The sequence below is a fragment of the Synechococcus sp. SynAce01 genome (assembly GCF_001885215.1).
Classification (GTDB): domain Bacteria; phylum Cyanobacteriota; class Cyanobacteriia; order PCC-6307; family Cyanobiaceae; genus Regnicoccus; species Regnicoccus frigidus.
Genome location: NZ_CP018091.1, coordinates 2,406,341 through 2,425,593, shown reverse-complemented (window position 1 = coordinate 2,425,593; position 19,253 = coordinate 2,406,341). Strand labels below are relative to the sequence as shown.

Annotated in this window: 22 protein-coding genes and 1 riboswitch; of the genes, 11 read left to right on the top strand and 11 right to left on the bottom strand. The window is 64.5% G+C overall.

The window, feature by feature from the left end:
• Nucleotides 1-5: 5 nt before the first annotated feature.
• The 5 genes from BM449_RS12600 to BM449_RS12580 all read left to right on the top strand — a co-directional run bounded on the left by BM449_RS12600 (nucleotide 6) and on the right by BM449_RS12580 (nucleotide 4,033).
• The gene (locus BM449_RS12600; RefSeq protein ID WP_071801511.1) at nucleotides 6-1,160 is read left to right on the top strand and encodes an NAD(P)/FAD-dependent oxidoreductase; all 1,155 of its coding nucleotides are present in this window, start codon (nucleotides 6-8) and stop codon (nucleotides 1,158-1,160) included.
• 70 nt (nucleotides 1,161-1,230) lie between these two features.
• Entirely contained in the window at nucleotides 1,231-2,115 is an 885-nt protein-coding gene (locus BM449_RS12595; protein WP_071801510.1) for a hypothetical protein, read from the top strand.
• Complete coding sequence (locus BM449_RS12590; protein WP_071801509.1) at nucleotides 2,115-2,951, top strand: MotA/TolQ/ExbB proton channel family protein; 837 nt, start codon at nucleotides 2,115-2,117, stop codon at nucleotides 2,949-2,951. Before BM449_RS12595 ends, BM449_RS12590 begins: the two co-directional genes overlap by 1 nt.
• The gene (locus BM449_RS12585) at nucleotides 2,929-3,420 is read left to right on the top strand and encodes a hypothetical protein (RefSeq protein WP_071801508.1); all 492 of its coding nucleotides are present in this window, start codon (nucleotides 2,929-2,931) and stop codon (nucleotides 3,418-3,420) included. The genes BM449_RS12590 and BM449_RS12585 overlap by 23 nt, the downstream gene beginning before the upstream one ends.
• 10 nt (nucleotides 3,421-3,430) lie before the next feature.
• A complete protein-coding gene (locus BM449_RS12580; RefSeq protein ID WP_145536756.1) occupies nucleotides 3,431-4,033 on the top strand; it encodes a hypothetical protein in 603 nt (200 codons plus the stop codon).
• A gap of 34 nt (nucleotides 4,034-4,067) precedes the next feature.
• On the opposite strand, the gene BM449_RS12575 is transcribed toward BM449_RS12580, so the two are convergent.
• Nucleotides 4,068-4,439, bottom strand: coding sequence for an AbrB family transcriptional regulator (locus tag BM449_RS12575; protein WP_071801506.1), 372 nt, complete (start codon nucleotides 4,437-4,439; stop codon nucleotides 4,068-4,070).
• 201 nt (nucleotides 4,440-4,640) lie between these two features.
• On the opposite strand from BM449_RS12575, the gene BM449_RS12570 reads away from it, so the two are divergent.
• The 5 genes from BM449_RS12570 (at nucleotide 4,641) to BM449_RS12550 (ending at nucleotide 8,288) form a co-directional block, all read left to right on the top strand.
• Entirely contained in the window at nucleotides 4,641-5,609 is a 969-nt protein-coding gene (locus BM449_RS12570) for an EamA family transporter (protein ID WP_145536751.1), read from the top strand.
• 169 nt (nucleotides 5,610-5,778) lie between these two features.
• Complete coding sequence (locus tag BM449_RS12565; protein WP_311134013.1) at nucleotides 5,779-6,168, top strand: DCC1-like thiol-disulfide oxidoreductase family protein; 390 nt, start codon at nucleotides 5,779-5,781, stop codon at nucleotides 6,166-6,168.
• 3 nt (nucleotides 6,169-6,171) lie between these two features.
• The gene (locus BM449_RS12560) at nucleotides 6,172-7,089 is read left to right on the top strand and encodes a gamma-glutamylcyclotransferase (RefSeq protein WP_071801503.1); all 918 of its coding nucleotides are present in this window, start codon (nucleotides 6,172-6,174) and stop codon (nucleotides 7,087-7,089) included.
• 59 nt (nucleotides 7,090-7,148) lie between these two features.
• A complete protein-coding gene (locus BM449_RS12555; protein WP_071801502.1) occupies nucleotides 7,149-7,982 on the top strand; it encodes a transglutaminase family protein in 834 nt (277 codons plus the stop codon).
• Nucleotides 7,983-8,093: 111 nt separating this feature from the next.
• Nucleotides 8,094-8,288, top strand: coding sequence for a hypothetical protein (locus tag BM449_RS12550; protein ID WP_071801501.1), 195 nt, complete (start codon nucleotides 8,094-8,096; stop codon nucleotides 8,286-8,288).
• On the opposite strand, the gene BM449_RS12545 is transcribed toward BM449_RS12550, so the two are convergent.
• The 8 genes from BM449_RS12545 to BM449_RS12510 all read right to left on the bottom strand — a co-directional run bounded on the left by BM449_RS12545 (nucleotide 8,222) and on the right by BM449_RS12510 (nucleotide 15,175).
• Entirely contained in the window at nucleotides 8,222-9,040 is an 819-nt protein-coding gene (locus BM449_RS12545; protein WP_071801500.1) for an ABC transporter ATP-binding protein, read from the bottom strand. The two genes, BM449_RS12550 and BM449_RS12545, sit on opposite strands and share 67 nt — an antisense overlap.
• Nucleotides 9,040-9,804, bottom strand: a complete 765-nt coding sequence (locus tag BM449_RS12540; protein WP_071801499.1) for an ABC transporter permease — start codon at nucleotides 9,802-9,804, stop codon at nucleotides 9,040-9,042. The genes BM449_RS12545 and BM449_RS12540 overlap by 1 nt, the downstream gene beginning before the upstream one ends.
• A complete protein-coding gene (locus BM449_RS12535; RefSeq protein ID WP_071801498.1) occupies nucleotides 9,801-10,811 on the bottom strand; it encodes an ABC transporter substrate-binding protein in 1,011 nt (336 codons plus the stop codon). Before BM449_RS12535 ends, BM449_RS12540 begins: the two co-directional genes overlap by 4 nt.
• Before the next feature lie 85 nt (nucleotides 10,812-10,896).
• The gene (gene hypB / locus BM449_RS12530; protein WP_083544555.1) at nucleotides 10,897-11,634 is read right to left on the bottom strand and encodes a hydrogenase nickel incorporation protein HypB; all 738 of its coding nucleotides are present in this window, start codon (nucleotides 11,632-11,634) and stop codon (nucleotides 10,897-10,899) included.
• 4 nt (nucleotides 11,635-11,638) lie between these two features.
• A complete protein-coding gene (locus BM449_RS12525; protein ID WP_071801496.1) occupies nucleotides 11,639-12,046 on the bottom strand; it encodes a hydrogenase maturation nickel metallochaperone HypA in 408 nt (135 codons plus the stop codon).
• Between the two features lie 4 nt (nucleotides 12,047-12,050).
• Complete coding sequence (gene speB, locus BM449_RS12520) at nucleotides 12,051-13,265, bottom strand: agmatinase (RefSeq protein WP_083544554.1); 1,215 nt, start codon at nucleotides 13,263-13,265, stop codon at nucleotides 12,051-12,053.
• Between the two features lie 25 nt (nucleotides 13,266-13,290).
• Nucleotides 13,291-13,404, bottom strand: a riboswitch (guanidine-I (ykkC/yxkD leader).
• Between the two features lie 46 nt (nucleotides 13,405-13,450).
• Nucleotides 13,451-13,837, bottom strand: coding sequence for an NUDIX domain-containing protein (locus tag BM449_RS12515; RefSeq protein WP_071801495.1), 387 nt, complete (start codon nucleotides 13,835-13,837; stop codon nucleotides 13,451-13,453).
• Between the two features lie 57 nt (nucleotides 13,838-13,894).
• Nucleotides 13,895-15,175 (bottom strand): PQQ-dependent sugar dehydrogenase, encoded by a 1,281-nt coding sequence (locus BM449_RS12510; RefSeq protein WP_233830746.1) that lies wholly within the window; start codon nucleotides 15,173-15,175, stop codon nucleotides 13,895-13,897.
• Between the two features lie 103 nt (nucleotides 15,176-15,278).
• Here BM449_RS12510 and BM449_RS12505 point away from each other — a divergent pair, with 103 nt between their 5' ends.
• On the top strand, nucleotides 15,279-16,820 hold the full coding sequence (locus tag BM449_RS12505) for a bifunctional orotidine-5'-phosphate decarboxylase/orotate phosphoribosyltransferase (protein WP_083544675.1): 1,542 nt from the start codon (nucleotides 15,279-15,281) through the stop codon (nucleotides 16,818-16,820).
• On the opposite strand, the gene pyrC is transcribed toward BM449_RS12505, so the two are convergent.
• Both pyrC and BM449_RS12495 read right to left on the bottom strand, forming a co-directional pair.
• Nucleotides 16,778-17,860, bottom strand: coding sequence for a dihydroorotase (gene pyrC / locus BM449_RS12500; RefSeq protein ID WP_071801493.1), 1,083 nt, complete (start codon nucleotides 17,858-17,860; stop codon nucleotides 16,778-16,780). The two genes, BM449_RS12505 and pyrC, sit on opposite strands and share 43 nt — an antisense overlap.
• Nucleotides 17,861-17,906: 46 nt before the next feature.
• Complete coding sequence (locus tag BM449_RS12495; protein ID WP_071802269.1) at nucleotides 17,907-19,193, bottom strand: potassium transporter TrkG; 1,287 nt, start codon at nucleotides 19,191-19,193, stop codon at nucleotides 17,907-17,909.
• Between the last annotated feature and the right edge of the window lie 60 nt (nucleotides 19,194-19,253).

Below are 19,253 nucleotides of genomic sequence, written 5' to 3'. Positions count from 1 at the left end.
CCCCTATGACCCTCCACGACGCGATCATCATCGGGGCTGGCCTGGCTGGTTCAAGCATGGCCATCCAGCTGGCTGAACGGGGCCACTCGGTGCTGCTGCTGGAGCAACAGCATTTCCCGCTGCACAAACTCTGCGGCGAATTCCTCTCTGTTGAGGTCACCGAGATCTTCGGGCGCCTTGGCATCCTCGACGCGGTGCGCACGGCCGGCGCGGTGCCGATTCAGAAGGCCAGCCTCAGCACCAGCACGGGGGAGTCATTCGACGGCCAGCTGCCCGGCACGGCGCTGGGGCTGAGCCGCTACGCCCTCGATAAAATCCTCTGGGACCGCGCCTCTGAAGCCGGAGCCCGCTGCCTTGATCGCACGCCCGTCACCGCGGTCAGGGGCAGCTTGGACGACGGCTTCGTGGTGAGCACAGCCGATCGTCAGTACCGCTCAAAGCTGGTGTTCGGAGCCTATGGCAAGCGCTCCCGGCTGGACGGACAACTGGGGCGTGCCTTTGCCGCCAAGCCCAGTCCGTTCGTGGCCGGCAAGGCCCACTACCGAGGCCATCACAACGTCAAGGCGGTGGAGCTGCACGCCTTCCCGGGGGGGTATTGCGGTCTCTCAGCGATTGAATCAGGCCTGATCAACGTCTGCTGGATCGGCCACGCCGGCCTGATGCAGGCAGCGGCAGGACCGGCCAGATCGAGCCGAGGGGAGCTGTCCTCGCTGGCGGTACTCCGCCGCAATCATTTCCTGGCCAGCCGCCTGCAGGGGATGGACCGCGTCGGTGGATCGTCGCGATCCTTGAGCCGGATCAGCTTTGCCTTGAAGGGTCACTTCGACCGGGATGTCTGGATGATCGGCGATACCGCCGGCATGATTGCGCCGCTCTGCGGTGACGGCATGGCCATGGCCCTCGGCTCCGCTGACCTGGCCGCCCCGATCGCCAAGGCCTTTCTAAGCAACTCCCTGGACTCCAACGTGCTGCGCAGGCGCTACCGCAGCGATTGGAACCGGGTGTTCCTGCGGCGACTGCAGCTGGGCCGTTGCCTGCACCAAGGGTTCCTGCATCCCTCCATCGCCCGGCTAGCGGTGGGGCTGTGCAACCGCCAACCGGCGCTCGGCAACGCCCTGATCCGCGCCACCCGGGGGTCGGTGCAGGCCTGGGCGCTTTGATCGGACCGTGATGTTTAGATTTAGCGACTCGGCCCTGCCCCCGAAGGCCTGCCTTCAGGCTTTTGGTTGGATGCTGCGTGGGCTGAAGGAGACCTACGGCTGGCCAGGACTGACGGGACTCGAACCCGTCGCCTTGATCCAATTGTTGGAACGCTCCGCCAAAGACCGCAGCGAGGCTGAGCTGGTTGACCGTGTCGATCCGCTGATTCGAGCCGGCTGGATGGATCTGCTCGCTGCGCCGCGATCGGAGCGAGCGGCCCTCGCGGCAGCTGTGGCTGGCCGGATCGGCGTAACAGCAAGTGCCTTGACCCCGCTGGCCGATGCCTGCAGGCGCAGTCTCGCCCTGGGCTTCGGGGAACGGCGAGCGGCCACGGCGCCAGCTCGCCAAGGCCAGCAGGGCTGGATCGGCTTTGCGATCGCAACGATCCTGGTCGCCGCCGCAGGCTTTGTGCTCGCCGTTGAGGCAGGCCGTGGCCGCCTTGAGGTGGTGGGCCTGCGGGAGCGCAATCAGAGTCAGCAGGAAGAAATCGAAAAGTTGGAGGAAGCCCTCGCCCAGGCCCGCAACTCCCTGCAGCAGCTCGAATCATCAGCCGCGGCAGCGGTCCCGGCCAGTCCGCCGTCCCGCCTGCCGGAAGCCCCCCCCGATCCCTGGCCGATGGACAGTCAAGGCAGCACGACGTTCAGCAGCACGGAGCGCTGGAGTGGCTGCGAGACACTCCCAGCAGGGCCGGATCTGCCCCGCCCTGGTGACGTGTGGTGGCCCGTCATCGGCGGACCTGAAACACTCGAGGCGGTGCGCCGCCATTGCCGCTCGGAGGCGTCGACAACCTCCGACGGACGGACCGAAGTGGCCCGTTTCCCCGATCTTGAAGGTGCCGAACGGTTTGCCAGCAGGATCACGGCTGACCCCACGCACGGGTTCATCTTTCGGGTCGGAGAACCTACGCTGTTTTGATGGCTGTTTCAACCATCCCCGCCACGGCTGAACGGGGGGAGACCTATCCCGGCCTGCTTGAACTACCGGCACGGCGCTGGATCGAATCCTCCTCCCTGCTATCGATCGTGATCGGCGTCACGCTCACCCTGGTGGTTGTGATGCTGCTCTTTCCCTATCGCGGCAGTGTGCTCGGATCCTTCCTGCTGGATCGGGGCCTCACCCAGCCGCTCTGCTTGGCTATCGCCTTCACGGTGGTGGATTATTGCGGCCGTCGCCTGCTGGCCAGCCGCCGCGAACGTCGCCACGTCGGCAGAGACTGGATGCCTCGCGGCCTTGTTGATCTGAGGCCGTTGGATTCCGATGTCCAGACCATGCTTGTGCTGTTGTCCCAACGCCGCACGGTGATCTCGAATCGTCTCTGTCGTCTGCTGCGTTGTTTTCAGGATTCGCGCTCCAGGCAGGTCACCCGCGAGCTGCACCAAGACGACATCGCCCTGACCCAATCTGAGATCGAAGACAGCTATCTGGTGACGCGCACGATGATCTGGGTGCTGCCGATGCTGGGTTTTCTCGGCACGGTGCTGGGCATCTCCACCTCGATCGGCGGCTTCACAGGCCTGCTGGCCAATATCGATGATCTCGAAACCGTGAAGGCCAGCCTGACGGCGGTGACCGGGGGCCTCTCCACCGCCTTTGACACCACCCTGCTCGGCATTGTCACGGCGGTGCTCTGCATGGTGCTGATGAGCATCGCCGAGCGGGGAGAGCACCAGCTGGCCGGCGATATCGAGGCCTCCATCAACGACGGCTTTTTCCCCAGGCTCAGCGGCGATGCGACGAACCCGCCGGCGTAGCCGCCAGTCGGTGGAGTTGATCGGCTTCCTCGACATCCTCAGCGCCGTGATGGTGATCATCCTGATCGTGATTTCAGTGCTGGCGCTCTCCCTGGGATCGGGATCGCCGCAGCAAGCCCAGAGCCAGCCAAAGCCCGCCACACCTGAGCCAGTCGAGCCCACACCAGTGGCCCTGGTGGAGTTGGTCACGGCCGGAGGCACGCCGGTGCGCACCCCCACCAGCTTCCTGCTCTGCCGAGCCGGACAAGTCGAGCGGCACGATCCTGTCAGTGGCGAAATCACCGATCGCTGGGATCTGGACCTGGTCAGCCCAACAACGATTGCCGAAGAGATCAAGACGGCCAACATCTACCTGGCGGTGGCAGGAAGTTGTTTTGACGACCTCGATAGCCTGGTCATCGCCCTGCGCAGCTCGGGCTCCAGCCTCGGTTACGAGCCGGTGGAGGAGTCAGCACGGCGGCCATGGTGAGCAGGCGGCCATGGTGAGCAGACGGGCACGGCACCGGGCAGGAGTTGATTTGTCGCTGGACTCCCTGATTGACGTGTTCATGAACGTGCTCGGGGTGCTGATGATCACCGCCATGGTGGTTGCGCTCTCTGCCAGGGGCCCGGGCCAATCCACCGCGAAGGAAGAAACTGCCAAGGAAGAGACTGCGAAACCCGAACCAGCACCACCTCGCGTTGCCAAGCCAGAGCCGATTCGGCTGCAACTGCCCCAGCTGCAGCAATCGTTCACCCAGCCGCTTTATGTGCTGTTGACCGCAGAGGGGTTACGGCCAGTCGACAGCAGCGACCTTTCGCAACTGCAGCGCTATTTCGTCTTGGAGGAGATGGGATCTTCACTGCGAATGGAGCCCCGCCTGGGCCAGGTGATGGGACGCGACGCGTTCCAGCAGTGGCTGCGGGGCTTTGATCCCAGCCAACGGCATGTCACCGCCCTGATCAGCCCGGATGGGGTGAGGTTCTACCGCGATCTGCGCGCGGTTACCGCTGCGGCTGGATTTCGCTCCGGATGGCTGGATCATCAGACCAACATGATCGTGCTGGGCAGTGGAGGACGGTCTGGATCAGACGTGCAATGACCCCAGATCAGAGCGGCTGGAGGAGCGCAGGGCTTCAGTCGTCAGCCTCTTCACTTGCACCAGCAGGCAACAGACGAATCTGCTTTTTGCCCAACTTGATCTCGAATTCATCGCCGGGCTGGAGGCCCAGCAAGGCGGTGTAGGCCTTGCCAATCAGCAGATTGCCGTTGAACTGCACCTTGGTGACGTAGCTGAGCTTGCGCCCACCCTGGCCCACACCAGCTCCGCCAGTGGTGCCAAGGCTGACGCCTTTGGCCTCAAGAAGCGCTTCGTAGAAGGCCGTGAAGTTCAGGCGCTCGGTTCCGTCTTTCTTGACGCTCACATAACCAGCAGCCCTGACCAGCTCTGATTTGCCGACATCACCCAACTCCTTGACTTTGGTCAGCAGGTCAGATCCAGTAAGCATGGAATGAATGGAATTGCTCCTGCATAAGGTAGCAACACGAGCTGATGGCTGACTAGCCCCAAATCGAAAACTTCCAGATGAACGCACCTTCAAGCTCTGCGGCCACTGCGATCGGATCGCAGCAGAATCGATCGGAATGAATGATCCTGACGGCCCAGCCAGGCGAGGATCAAGGCCGAGCTTCCCCACGTTTGATCCCCTGTGACTCCTCTCCTCTGGCGCGGCGCTGTTCCCCTTGGGTTGTATGTGCTGCTCAAGGGCCTGAATGCAACGGTGCTGAAGGGTTTGCAGGAGATGGGTGCCCAACGGCTGGTTGACGGTGAGAATCCGATCAGCTTCTGCAATGTTTTCTTTCTGGCCCAGATGATCGTGGGCCTGGCGGTGATGCTGCCTGGGCGCAGGCAGCTGGGCCTCGACCTAGCCCGGCTCAGGCCGAGCGATCGCCGGCTGCTGGCTGTAGATGCCTTCCTGGGGTTGTTTCTTGGGCCGGTCGCCTATTACTTCGCCCTGAGTTCCCTCTCGGTGATCAGCCAGACCCTGATCTTCGCCCTGGTGCTGCCGGTGTCCGCCCTGCTGGCCCAGCGCTTGCTGGCGGAGCCGCTCCCGGATGGCTTCGGCGTGAGCTTCGGCCTGATTGGCCTGGGCTTGCTGCTGGCCAACCTGGCCGGCGGCGCCGTGGGTGGTGGCGGCATGGGCGCGGCAATGGACAACCTGGCCGGCGTGAGCTGGGCCCTGCTGGGGGTACTGGCCTTTTCCGGCGCGGCGGTGACAGGCCGCAGGATCGCGTCAAAAGGTTGGTCCGGGGCGCTCACCGTGGGCCTGGCCTCCACCGTGAGCGCCCTGATCTTCGGCCTTCTGGCCCTGCTGCTGTTTGGGCCTGGTCACTTCGTGCTGCTGCAGCTGTGGTGGGTGGTGGGCGTGATCGGTCTCTACGGCCTGACGCTCTCGCTGGGCAGTGAGCTGGCCCTGCGCCGCGCCTACGCCGAGCTGCCTGTGGCCACGGTTTCGCTCTGGGGCAGCCTGACGATCGTGGTGGCGGTGCTGAGTGCGGCCCTGCTGCTCGGCGAGCAGATCTCAGCCCCGACCCTGGCGGGAGTCGGCTTGCTCCTGCTCGGTGTCAGCCGTGAGCACTGGCACCGGCGGCTGGTCACCGGGCTCAGGCGCCCCTGAGGAGGCCACCAGGGGGTGGATGAAACGGTGAGAAGTCCGGTGTAGGCCCGCTGGAGCTATGGCGGATCACGCCTGCGCTTCGGCGAGAGCTTCGTGGATATCGTTGAGGAGGACGGCGACGGCCAACGCCACCTTGATTTCAGCCATTTCAACTTGACCCATGCCCGCCATGGCCCAGCCCATGCAACTCGTCTATGACGGCGGTTGCCCGTTCTGCCGTTCCTTTGCGGCCACCAGCGCCCTGCGGGGCGAATTGCCTGGCCTGGAGATCGTGGATGGCCGCGCCGATCACCAGCTTCGTGAGCAGCTGAAACAACGGGGCTATGACCTGGCCGCCGGGGCGGTGCTGATCGAAGGAGAGCGCTGCTGGCATGGCTCGGAAGCCGTGAGCCGCTTGTGCCAGCAAATGAAGCCCAACCCCGGTGTGCTGCAGTTACTAGGCCTGGTGTTTGGCGATCCCGGCCGCAGTCGTCGTCTCTATCCGCTGCTGCTGCTGGCGCGGCGTCTGGCGCTGGGCCTCAAGGGCCTGCCGCTCGATCCATCGGCCGGCCAGGCGTAGGGCGTGGCTAGCGGCCTGGCTTCGGTGTTCGTTTACGGCACGCTCAAACGGGGCCAGAGCAACCACTCCTGGCTGGGCGGAGCACGCTTCCTCGGGCGGAGGCGTCTGCTGGGCGCGCAGCTCCATGACCTCGGGCCCTATCCGATGGCCGTGATGGCACAGCCAGCGGCTGCAGGCGATCGGCAGGGGCCGCCCCCCCTGATTCACGGCGAACTGTTCGCGGTCTCGGCTGCGGTGCTGGCCGGACTCGACCAGCTCGAAAATGTTCCCTTTGACTACACCCGCCACTGGCTCCAGCTGGGTGACGGAACATGGGCCTGGGTGTATGTGGGCCGCCCCGAACTGGTGGCCGCAGCCCCACTGGTGCCCTTCGCCGACTGGGGCTCAACGCCGATCTTCAGCTATGGGTCGAACCTCTGCCCCGACCAGCTCTCTGCCCGCTGCGCTGGCTGGGACGGCAGTGGCCTGGTGACGACCTTGGCGGGTTGGCGCTGGAGTATCCACAAGATCCGGCTGGCGCAGGGCCCAGGCGCCGATCCAGCCGATGGCGCCGCCGGCATCCAGCCCGAACCCGGCCGCAACTGCTGGGGAGTGGTGCACCATCTCAACCCAGCCGATCGCCGCCGGCTCGATGCCTGCGAGGGCGTGGCGATCGGCCACTACCGGCCCCACACCGTGACGGTGAAGACATCGACGGTGAACAGCCCGGCGGCTGAGTACTTCGAGGCCTCCACCTATGTGCCCACAGCGGTATGGAGTGCCGAGGGGCTGCGCCCCAGCGCCGACTACGCCAGCCGCATCCTCCAGGGCCTGGCACACTGGCCCTTTCCTGCTGCCTGGCGACTGGAACTCACAGAAATTCTCGGCGGTGAGCCGCGCCATAACGACCCTGGGGCCTTCACTTCCGCACATCCGGCCTGAGCCGCGTCCGGCATCGGCAGAGTGAGCCCAGCGCGTTCAGGCAAGGAGTTCACCCAGCCATGAAAATCAATGTCGGCTGTGAGCTCACGGTGATCTGTCCCCAGCCCACACCGCTGCTGTTGCTGCTGCAGCCGCACAGCTCCCGCCAGCAGGATCTGCTGGGAGCCGATCCAATCCTGGTGGAGCCGGCGGTGCCGGTGGAGGAGTTCTGCGATAGCCAGGGCAACCGCTGCTGCCGCCTGGTGGCCCCGGCCGGCGAGAGCCACATCAGCCTCAGCACCGTGGTAGCCGACAGCGGCCAGAGCGATGCGGTGGTGCCCTCGGCCTGGCAGATGCCTGTGGAGTCGTTGCCGCCCGATGTGCTGCCCTTTCTCAACGCAAGCCGCTACTGCGAAACCGACCGGTTGATCGACACCGCCTGGAGCCTGTTCGGTGGGTCGCTCGCCGGCTGGCCGCTGGTGCAGGCGATCTGTGATCACGTTCACAGCCACATCCAGTTCAGCGGTGACGACGCCCGCTCCACCAAAACGGCCCTCGACGCGCACCAGGAAGGCCTCGGCGTCTGTCGCGACTTCGCCCATCTGGCGATCTGCTTCTGCCGTTGCCTGAACATTCCGGCCCGCTACTGCACCGGCTATGTCGGCTATACCGGCGTCACCCCCAGTCCGGAGCCGATTGATTTCTCGGCCTGGTTCGAGGCCTACCTCGATGGTTGGTGGTACACCTTCGATGCCCGCTACAACACGCCCCGGATCGGCCGGGTGCTGATCGCCCGCGGCCGCGATGCGGCCGATGTGCCTTTTTTGCGCTCCTTCGGCGAGCACGAGCTGACCGGCTTTGAGGTGATCACCCAGGCCCTGCCCGTCGACCAGTCGGCTCCACTCTCGCGCTGAGACGGCTTTCATCCAACAGCTTCGATCCAATGGCTTCAGTCCAATGGCTTCAATCAGCCGGCTGAACCAAAAGTGGCTGGATAGAATTGTTGTATCTGATACGGAAAATCCATGATCGAATCGCAGACCCACCATCAGGCCATGGTTCAGTCCCTGCGGCAGCGCTACAGCACAGCCCGCCAAAGCGGCGATGCCGACATCCTTCAGGCCCTGTTCCGCGAAGCCGTTTACCTCGGTGTTCAACCGGAACTGCTGGATCCGGTCGTTGACGCCAAGGATCTTGCCGCCAGCACTGCTGGTTCCTGATCCAGACCCCGCAGGCAACCGGCCAGATCTTCGCGAAGCTCCAGGAAGCTCCGCTCCATCCGCAGCGCACTGAGGTTGCTGCGATCAAGGGTGGCCGCCACGGTGCGTACGATCCGGCCCGGTCCTGGCGCCATGATGTGGACCTTCTGGGCCATCAGCAACGCTTCTTCCAGGTCGTGGGTGATCAGCAAGGCCGTGAGGCCAGAGCGTTCCCACAATTGGTAGAGGAATTCCTGCATCGACTCGCGGATCTGTAGATCAAGAGCACCGAAGGGCTCATCGAGCAGCATCACCTTGGGATCAGCCGCCAGGGCCCGGGCAATCGCCACCCGCTGCTGCATGCCGCCGGAGAGCTGGCGAGGAAAGCGGCTGGCTGAATCCTGCAGACCCACCACTTCAAGGAAATAGGCGGTGCGTTCCTTGACGTCACGCTTGTTTCGCCCCTGCAGCCGCATCCCGAAGGCCACGTTGTCGGCAGCACTCAGCCAGGGATAGAGGCTGTACTTCTGGAAAACCATGCCCCGATCCGGCCCGGGTCCGCGCACCGGGCGATCGTCCATGTGGATGGTGCCGCTGCTGGGTTGCTCCAGGCCAGCGATCAAGCGCATCACGGTTGATTTTCCAGAACCTGAACTGCCGACGAGCGCCACGAATTCGCCGGAGTTGATCTCGAGATTGATGTCCTCGAGCACGAGTTTGCTGTCGCGGCCCTTGCCGAACGATTTGCTGACGCCTTTAACAGACAGATGCATCAGATCGCCCAGCGGCAGGTTCGGCGCATCAGCAGGCGAAAGCCCAGATCGATCAGCAGGCCGATCAGTCCAATCACGATCAGCCCCACAAAGATTTCATCGGTGCGCAGGAAGCGTTGGGCCAGGCTGATCCGTTTGCCGAGCCCCTCGTTAGCCGCCACCAGTTCAGCCACGATCACCAGATTCCAGGCGGCCGCCATGTTGATCCGATAAGCATCAAGCACCTGGGGAGCGATGAAAGGCGCCACCACCTTGGTGATGATCTGCAACCCCCGCCCACCCATGGTGAGGGCCGACTCCAGCAGTTCGCGGGGCACGAACTTGACCGCATCCATGATCATCAAGGTGTTGAAGAAGAGGGTGCCGATGAAGATCAGCAGCACCTTCGGCAGCTCCCCCAGGCCGAAATAGATGATCAACAGCGGGATGAAGGCCGGTGCCGGCATGTAGCGGATCAGACCCAGCAGGGGCTCCAGCAGCTGGCAGACCAGCCGGTTGCTGCCCATCGCAATGCCGAGCGGCAACGAGACCAGGATCGAGAGGGCATAGCCCCCCAGCACGCGGCCAATGCTCGCCAGGGCATCGTTGACCAAGATCCCCTCTTGAGCCTGCTCCGCTCCGGCAGCCAGCACCTCCGCCGGGCTGGGCAGAAAGAGCGGATCGACGACCCGCGAAGCTGCCACCAGCTGCCAGAGCAGCAGCAGGCTGAAAATGCCGACCAGACCGAGCAACCAGGGCTGATCCAACTGCCTGCGCAGGCTCACTTGACAGCCTCAACGAAGCGAGAATCGAACAGGTTGGTGAGATCGGGCGGGGTCTCAGCCAAGCCCACCTCTTGGAGGAAGTCGCTGATCTGAGCGGCAGCGAAAGGCAGCGACTGCATCGTGTCGCCGGGCTGGAAGGCCTGGCGATTGTCTTCAAGGCTGAAGATCGTGGTGCCGGCGTCGTATTCGCTGTATTCGGCCTCGGTGACACCGGCCCGTTCGGCCATGATCGCCAGGCTGGATTCAGGCTGGGCCTTGATCTCAGCGAGGGTGGCGAACCAGGCGTTCACCACGTTCTGCAGTTGCTCGGGGTTTTTCTCCACGAATTCGGTCCGGCAGACCAGGTGATCGCTGATCGCTCCGGGGAAATCCGCGGAAGAGAACAAGGTGGTGCTGCCGCTGCGCTTGAGGGCCTGGGTGGTGAAGGGGGCAAACACGCCCACCGCATCCACCTGAGCAGCCACAAAGGCGGCGGCGGCGGCACCGGTTTCGAGCGGAACGAAGGTGATGTCATCGGCGCTGAGGCCGGCCTGCTTGAGACCGAGCAGCAGCAGGTAATGGTCGACCGTGCCTTCCTCGGCCGCGACCGACTTGCCCTTGAGATCGGCCACGCTGCTGATCCCCTCGGCGGCGATCACCTGGTCGTTACCGGTTGAGTTGTCGTTGGTGAGCACCACCCGCAGGTCGGCGCCACCAGCAACCGAACTGATCGTGTCGCCCAGGGTCTGGCTGTTGCAGTCGAGCTGGCCGGCGTTGAGCGCGTTGATCGAATCGAGGTAGCCATCGAACCACTGCAGGGTGACCGGAACGCCGGCCTGCTCGAACAGGCCCTTCTCCTCACTGACCTTCCAGGGGAACCAACCGGGCCAGGCGCTGTAGCCGATCCGCACCGGAGCGTTGCCCTCCTGGGGAGGTTGCTGGCAACTGGCAAGCAGACCGCCGCTGAGGGTGGCGAGCAGCAGCAGGCTGAGGGCGCGGTTGCGTTTCTTGGCTGAAGAGTTGGTCATGGCTGAATGGCGTGAGTGGAAGGTGCGGGGGTTGGGCGGCGATCACAAATCGCCTGGAGAGCGAATCAGCTCAGAGGAGCTGCCATCAGACAGCAACCGGCTCATGGGCTGAACGGCCAGCGGTGATGGTCTGGCCTGTCAACGCCTGGGTGTGCTCGCGGCTGGTGTCGAGCAGCCACTGGTACCAGGCCTGGAGGCCAACGCCACTGCTGGCTGAGAGCTGGAACACCGTGGCGGCAGGGTTGACGGCATGGATGTGCTCTTCGAAGCGCTCCACCTCCACAGGCAGATAGGGGAGCAGATCCACCTTGGTGATCAGCACGCAATCGGCCTCGCGGAACATCACCGGGTACTTGAGCGGTTTGTCGTCGCCTTCGGTGACACTGAGCAGCGCCACCTTGAGGTGCTCGCCCACCTCAAATTCGGCCGGACAAACCAGGTTGCCCACGTTCTCCACCCAGAGCAGGTCGAGATCGGCCGGGGACAGCCGCGCCTGGAGCTGGCGCAGACCGCCGCTCACCATCGCCGCATCGAGATGGCAGGCGCGACCGGTGGTGATCGGCACCACCGGCACACCGACAGCTTCGAGGCGCTCGGCATCGAGCTGGGTGGTCATGTCGCCTTCCAGCACCGCCATCGCCAGCTGGGGGGCCAAAGCGGTGATCGTGGCCTCCAGCAGGGAGGTTTTCCCGGCGCCGGGACTGCTCATCACGTTGAGGCAGAGCAACTGCCAGGCATCGAAGCGCTCACGGTTGTGATCGGCCTGGTGCTGGTTGGCGGCCATCAAGTTGAGGCCGAGTGTGTCGCTGAGAGGCATGTGCATGGGGTCAGCGCGAGGAAAGGGAGGTGGAACCTGAAGACTGAGGCGAGGCAGACAGAGGCGAGAGGCTGTAATCGACAGAACAGATGCGCAGCTCGCGGCCGCTGATGATCTCCTCCATTGGCCGATCGCAGCAGGGGGAGCGGTAGGCCTGATCCGGCTCGGGGGCATAAACGGCGGAGCAGCCCAGGCAGCGGGCGCGCAGGGGCACGGTGGCGATCTGGAGTTTCGAGCCATCCAGCCAGGTGCCCTGCACGGCAGCGGCGAAGGTGAAGCGCAGGGCGGCGGGTTCGACGCAGGTGAAATCACCCACCTCGAGGTGCACAGCCGAGACGCAAGGGGTGTGGGGTTCGTGCTCCCGCTTCCACTCCTGCAGGGAGAGCAGCAGGCACTTGGTCATGTCGACTTCGTGCATGGCCCTATCTCCACTTCTGATCGACGGCCATGTTGCAGTGATCGTGCAGCCAGGACGGCTTCTCCTTTCTGGGCAGCTGGCCGCTCACCACCAGGTGGGCCATCACATCGCAGATCACCCGGGTAGCCATCAGTGAGGTCATGTCGCTGATGTCGTAAGGGGGCGACACCTCCACCACCTCGAGGCCGCAGACCGGCACATGGCGCACGATCAGCTCCAGCAACTTCAGGGCCTCGCGCGGCAGCAGGCCGCCGGGCTCGGGCCAGCCGGTACCAGGCACGAAACCGGCGTCGATGCAGTCGATATCAAAGGAGATGTAGACGCAGTCGGTGCCGTCGGTGGCGCGCTCGATCGCGAACTTGGCAGCCGCCTCCAGGCCCATGTCGCAGATGTCGGTGACGGTGAGCACGTTGGTGCCGCGCTCACGGCAGACCTTCACCCCTTCGCGGGGCACCTGCCAGCCGCCGATGCCCAGTTGCACCAGGTTCTCGGCCGGCGCGTTGGCCATGTTGGTGGCATGGAACCAAGGGCAGGTGTGCATGCGCTCGTCGAGGTCGATCTCCTGGGTGTCGACATGACGATCGAAGTGGATGATGCCCACCTTTTTGTCGCCCAGATGGCGGCAGACGCCGCGCACGGTGGGAAAACCGATCGAGTGATCGCCGCCGAGGATGATCGGAAAGGCGCCACTGCTGAACACGTGGGCCACACCCTTGGAGATCTGATCGAAACTCTTTTCGTTGTTGGCGGGAATCGTGAAGATGTCGCCCACATCGCAAAGCCTGATCGACTCGCGCAGGTCAACGCCCATCTCGTAGTTGTAGGGCGTGTAGAGGGCCGAGATACGGCGAATGCCCTGGGGCCCGAAGCGGGTGCCGGGGCGGTAGGTGGTGCCGGAATCGTGGGGCACGCCCAGAATCGCCACATCAAAATCGCCGACGCGGTTCACGTCTTCGATGTAAGGCGCCTTCATGAAGGTGTTGATGCCCGCGTAGTGGGGCAGCTCTCCGCGCGAGAAGGTGGAGATGCGCCGATCAACAATGCTCTCGGCGGCCTCCAGGCCGTATTGCAGGCCCTGATCCACCTCCTGCTGCCAGCCGGTGAGGGGAAGTTTGCGCTCTTTTTCCAGCGCTTCGGAGCCTTCAGTGCCGGGGCGACGGTCGAAGGCTGATGAGCTCGTGCCGGAAGCTGAAGCGCCGGTGGGCGAAGGGTCTGTCATGCACGGAGGGAGTTGGAGAATGGCGGTCTCCCGGGCTTTTGTCCCTCCGTGCCACTGAATCACTTCAGTGTGTTCCTCTCGGACCAGACATTCCACCAGCAAAGAAGCTGAAGAAATCGGAACCCTAGGAATCATTTCCGCTTGTTTATAGTTACGTAAGTGGATGAGTTGCGCTGTCGCGTCCACTACGAAACCGAGCAATCCTCACCGCTTGCAGCAGCCCAAGGGCGGACATTCCCAGCGGAAGCCAGGCCACTTTGCTCCAGCTCCAGTTCGAGCATGGCCCTGCGCAGCGAGGGGGCCAGGGGACGTGGCTGATCGAGCCTGGGGGTGCAGATCGCCCCGCTGGCCATCTCGTTGAGCGAAGCGAGCACCATGTCCTGACCCTCCAGCAGCTCCAGCGCTTCTATGGGCACCGGCAGGGCCGCGCGGAAGAAATAGGCGCTTCGCTGGCTGTCGTGGTGGCTGAACCAGAGGGGCAGCTCCTGGATCTCCCCGTTGATTTCTTCCTTCAGCTCAAGGCGCAGGGCCTGCTCCGGCGTCTCGTTGGCTTCCAGGTGGCCGCCAAACAATCCCCAATGGCCTGGATAGACGATGCCGCTCCAGCATCGCCAGGGCCACCGCCACGGTCATCGGTTGCCAGAGGGCGGCGGGGCAGAGGCCGGCTCCAGGCGTAGCAACTGGCCGTCATCTGGCGAATCGGTGAGCACGTAGAGATAGCCATCGGGCCCCTGGCGCACATCCCTGACCCGCGCCCCGATTGGAATGGTCTCCTCAGACGCCACCGTTCCATCGGCCTGCAGGCTGATCCTGCGCACATCGCGCGAGACCAGCCCACCGGCGAACAGATTGCCACTCCAGCCTGGATACCGATCGCCACGGTCGATCGCCAGACCGGAGGGGGCAATCGCGGGGGTCCAGACCCGCCGTGGATCCACCAGTCCTGGTGCTGATTGAGCCGCAGAGATCGGCGGACCGGAATACTCGCGGCTATGGGTGACCACAGGCCAGCCGTAGTTCGCGCCGGCCTCCACCAAGTTGAGCTCATCGCCGCCGCGGGCGCCGTGTTCGCTCACCCAGACCCGCCCGTTGAGCGGGTCCAAGGCCAGACCCTGCACATTGCGGTGTCCGTAGCTCCAGACCTTGGGCGCTTCGCCCTGGCCGGTGGCAAAGGGATTGCCACGGGCTGGGGCTCCATCCCGGGTGATGCGCAACAGCTTGCCCAGGGCACTGCTGCGGTTCTGGGCCTGGCGGCGGATCAGCGCACCTTCGAGTTGCAGCGGCGGATTGCCGCCATCGCCGATCGACACCAGCAGGCTGCCGTCGGGAAGCCAGAGCAGGCGGGAGCCGAAATGCTGGGCTCCGGGCTTGTTCTGGGGCACCGCATAGATCACCTCCAGATCACTCAGAGACTGGCCGTTGAAGCGGGCGCGCGCCACCCGGGTGCCGTTGGCGCCACGCTCGCCTGCCGCGTAGCTCAGATAAATGAAACGGTTGCGCTCGAAATCGGGATCCACTGCCACATCCAGCAGCCCCCCTTGCCCCTGGGCCAGCACCTCGGGCACCCCGGAAATCGGCCTTGGATCGAGCACCCCATCGCGCACGAGGCGCAGGCGGCCGGGACGCTCGGTGATCAGCACGGAACCATCCGGCAACCAGGCCATCCCCCAGGGGTGCTCCAGCCCCGTGACCAGGGCCTTGGGCCGAACTGTGGTGCCCAGCCCGCCCCCGCCATGAAGCGGCGGCGTAGGAGATGGAGCCTGGCGGGCCTCCTCCGCGGCGGCGCAACCCGCCGCTGGCAACAGCAGCATGGCCAGCAGCAGGCTGAGCGGAGCGGGCTTCAGCAACTTGATGTTCAAGAGAACTTGATGTTCAAGAGGTCCTGCGGTGGGGCCGGTCGACATGACCATGATGGAGCTTCCAGGCAATGGCCAGTGGGCGGAGGCTCCATCCCATGCTCGAAGGGTTCAGGAGGCTGGCTGTGGCTGTAGCGCCGGCATGCTGGCGGAGATCATGAGCTTTTTCGTCAAACTCACCGAGGCGATGGCCAGCCGCCAGTCGCTGCTGATCACCGGACTCGATCCCAACCCGGAGATGCTGCGGACCTGGAGCCGCCACAACCCCGGCAATGGCTCCTTTCTGGCCCAGGCCCGCCGCTGGATCAAGACGGTGATCGAGGCCACCGTTGAAAATGTTTGCGCCTATAAACCGAGCCTGGGCTTCTATCAGGCGCTCGGTCCGATCGGCATCGAGCTTCTGCATGAAGTGCGTGAACTGGTGCCGCTCTCGGTGCCCCTGATCCTCGATGCCAAACACTGTGACCTGAACACGTCGTCGGCCCTGGCGCACTACGTCTTCGCCGAGCTCGGGGTCGATGCGATCACCCTCTCGCCGCTGCCGGGTCAGGACATCGTGGCGCCCTTTCTGCTCTACCCGGAGCGGGGTGTGGTGGTCACCTGCCACAGCTCCAACGCGGCCTCGAAGATCTTTCAGCACCATCCCGACGAAGACGACCCGCTCTACCTCAAGTTCGTGCGCGAGTGCCAACTCTGGGGCACAAGTGAACAGCTGCTGCTGGAGGTGGGCACCAGCAATCCGGCGGTACTGGCCCGGGTGCGGCAGGGCGCCCCGGAGCGGTTCGTGATCCTGCGCAGCCTCTGGGGAAAGGAGGAGCGGCTGGAGTCGATGCTCAAGGCAGGCCTCACCTCTTCGGCCGATGGGCTGCTGCTGCCCCTGCCCCAGAACCTGCTGGTGGAAAAGGATATTGAGCAGGGCACCGCGGCTCTGCGCCAACAGATCGAAACGATGCGGCTCCGCCTCGATGTGGGCAGCGCCGATCGCTGCTCGATCTGGTTACCGGCACCGGGCGCGCCCCGCGAACCAAAGGCGCCGAGCGAGACCCAGCCGCCGATTGATCCACTTGATGAGCTCATTCTGGCCCTGTTTGATATCGGCTGCCTGTTGTTCGGCGACTACGTCCAGGCCTCCGGTGCCATCTTCAATTACTACATCGATCTGCGCCAGATCATCTCCGATCCGAACTTGTTTCACCGGGTGCTGCATGCCTATGCCGGCCGGCTTGAGCCACTGACGTTCGATCGCATTGCCGGCATTCCCTATGGCTCCCTGCCCACGGCCACGGGGCTGTCACTGCAACTGCACAGCCCCTTGATCTATCCCCGCAAGGAGGTGAAGGCCCACGGCGCCCGCCGCCTGATCGAAGGCGACTTCCAGGAAGGCGAAAGCGTGGTGGTGGTCGACGACATTCTGATCACCGGTGGCAGTGTGCTCGATGGGATCAGCAAGCTGGAATCGTCCGGACTGGTGGTGAATGATGTGGTGGTGCTGATTGACCACGGCGGCGGCGGCATTCAGCGACTCGCTGAGGCTGGATACCGTTGTCATCCCGTTCTCAGCATCGGTCGGATCATCCAGGTGCTCCATGCCGCCGGACGCCTCAGTGATGACCAGGCGGCCCTGTTGTCGGTGAACCACCCGCCCGTGGCGGTGGATCAGGAGACCACCAGCCGCCAGGGCAAGGTCTCTCCGGCCTGAAAAGGCACCAGCCGTTCGCAGCCCCCCTCGCCGTTGTCGAGGTCGAGCTGCTTGGGCACATCGAGGGGCAAACGCCGCAATTCCACCGTGCCCGCGTTGGGCGTCAGGCCGTAGAAGCGGGGGCCGAACTCCGAAGCGAAGGCTTCGAGACGATCCAGGGCGCCTTCCTGCTCAAACACCTGGGCATAGCTTTCCAGGGCATGGGGGGCATTGAAGATGCCGGCGCAGCCACAGGCCGATTCCTTGGCACTGCGGGGGTGGGGCGCTGAATCGGTGCCGAGAAAAAATTTCGGGTTGCCCGAGGTGGCCGCCCAGCGCAGGGCCAGCCGGTGCAATTCCCGTTTGGCCACCGGCAGGCAATAGGCATGGGGCCGCAGCCCTCCCTGGAACATGGCGTTGCGATTGATCTGCAGGTGATGGGGGGTGATCGTGGCGGCCAGCTGGGGGCCGGCGTCCTGCACAAAGGCCACGGCATCGGCGGTGGTGATGTGCTCCAGCACCATCTTCAGGCCCGGGAACCGCGCCAGCATCGGCTGAAGATGACGCTCGAGAAACACATCCTCGCGATCAAAGATGTCGACGTCCAGGTCGCTGACTTCGCCATGAATCAACAGCGGCATGCCGATCCGCTCCATGGTGGCGAGCACCGGGGTGATCCGCTCGGGATCACTCACCCCAGCGGCTGAATTGGTGGTGGCATTGGCGGGATAGAGCTTGGCGGCGCTGAACACGCCGTCGGCAAAGCCCCGCTCCAGTTCGGCTGGATCGATGCTGTCGGTGAGATAGGCCGTCATCAAGGGTGTGAAGCGGCCGGCGCAGGGATGGCCGGAGGCTGCCAACGCCGCCAGGATCCGTTGCCGGTAGGCGGCCGCCGCCGCCGCCGTGGTGATCGGCGGGACGAGATTGGGCATCACGATCGCCCGGGCGAACTGGCTCGCCGTGGCACCCACCACCGCCCGAAGCATGGCGCCATCGCGCAGATGGACGTGCCAGTCGTCGGGACGGCGCAGGATCAGGGAATCGGGGGATGCTGGCGCCAAGGACTGAAGACCGGAGCGAAGGGGAAAGCGGTAATGGCTGGGGAGCTCAGACGTAAAGGTCCTCGTGCTGGTAGGAGACGCGTGGACAGGCCGGTTTGCCGAAAATCGCCGAGAGCAACAGCAGGATGCCGATCCGACCGACGAACATCCCCACCATCAACACCAGCTGGCCCCAGCGATTCAAGGCGCTCGTCACCCCCACATCAAGGCCGACGGTGGCGAAGGCCGAGATGCAGGTGAACAGTTTGTCGAGGAAGGTGAAGGTGTGCCCATCGGCGCTGGTGGCCTGGTCCAGCCCCAGCACCAGGGCCATCAACAGCACGAACAACAGCGAGGCCAGGGTGACTCCCACGGCCCGCAGCACCACCTTGTCGGAGATGGCCCGCCGGCGGATCACCACCGTGTCCAGACCCATCAGCGTGGAGCGCGTGGCGGCCACCAGGGCGGCGAAGGTGGTGGTCTTGATGCCACCGCCGGTACCCCCGGGGCTGGCACCGATGAACATCAGGGTCATCATCAGCAGCATCCCTGCTTCCGATATCGCCGCCGCCGAGAGCGGCACGGTGTTGAAGCCGGCTGTCCGGGTCGACACCGACTGGAAGATCACCACCTGAATTTCCTGCCACCACGGCAACGAAGTCAGGCCGCTGCTGCCGGTCACATGTTCGGTGAAGAGCAGGCCCAGGGCACCGAAGACCACCAGCCCGAGGGACCAGCGCAGCACCAGGCGGGTGTGCAGGCAGAAGCTGCGGATGCGCTTCACCTTGAAGCGGTTCAACCAGAGGTCGTTGGTGACCCGGTAGCCGATGCCGCCGGCCACGATCATCAAGGCGATCACCGCGTTCACCACCGGATTGCCCCGGTAGCCCTCCAGGCTGTCGCCCCAGAGGCCGAAGCCGGCGTTGCAGTAGGCGCTGATGCAGTGAAACAACGAGGCCCAGAGCCGCTCACCGGGGGAGGCGATGTCGCGAAAGCCATAGCTGAACAGCAACACGGTGCCCAGACCCACCATCCAGGCGGCCGTGATCAGGATCGAGTGGAAGGTGCTGCCCACTCCCCCCACGCCGAATTCATCGAGGGTCCGGCCCCGGTCGAGGCGACGACGCAATCCCGTTCCTCCCTGCACAAAGCCCTGCAGGAAGGTGGTGATCGCCATCAGCCCCAGGCCGCCGGTGAGAATCAACAGCAGCAGCAGCAGCTGGCCGGCAAAGGTGAGGTCCTCGCCCACGTTCACGATCGTGAGCCCTGTCACGGTGATCGCCGAAGTGACCGTGAACAGGGCTTCCCAGATCCCCACATTGGCGTTGGAGAAAGCCGGCAGCGCCATCAGCATGGTGCCGAAGACGATCACCAAAACACCGCTCACCAGGGTGAACTGTGGAACGGTGAGCCG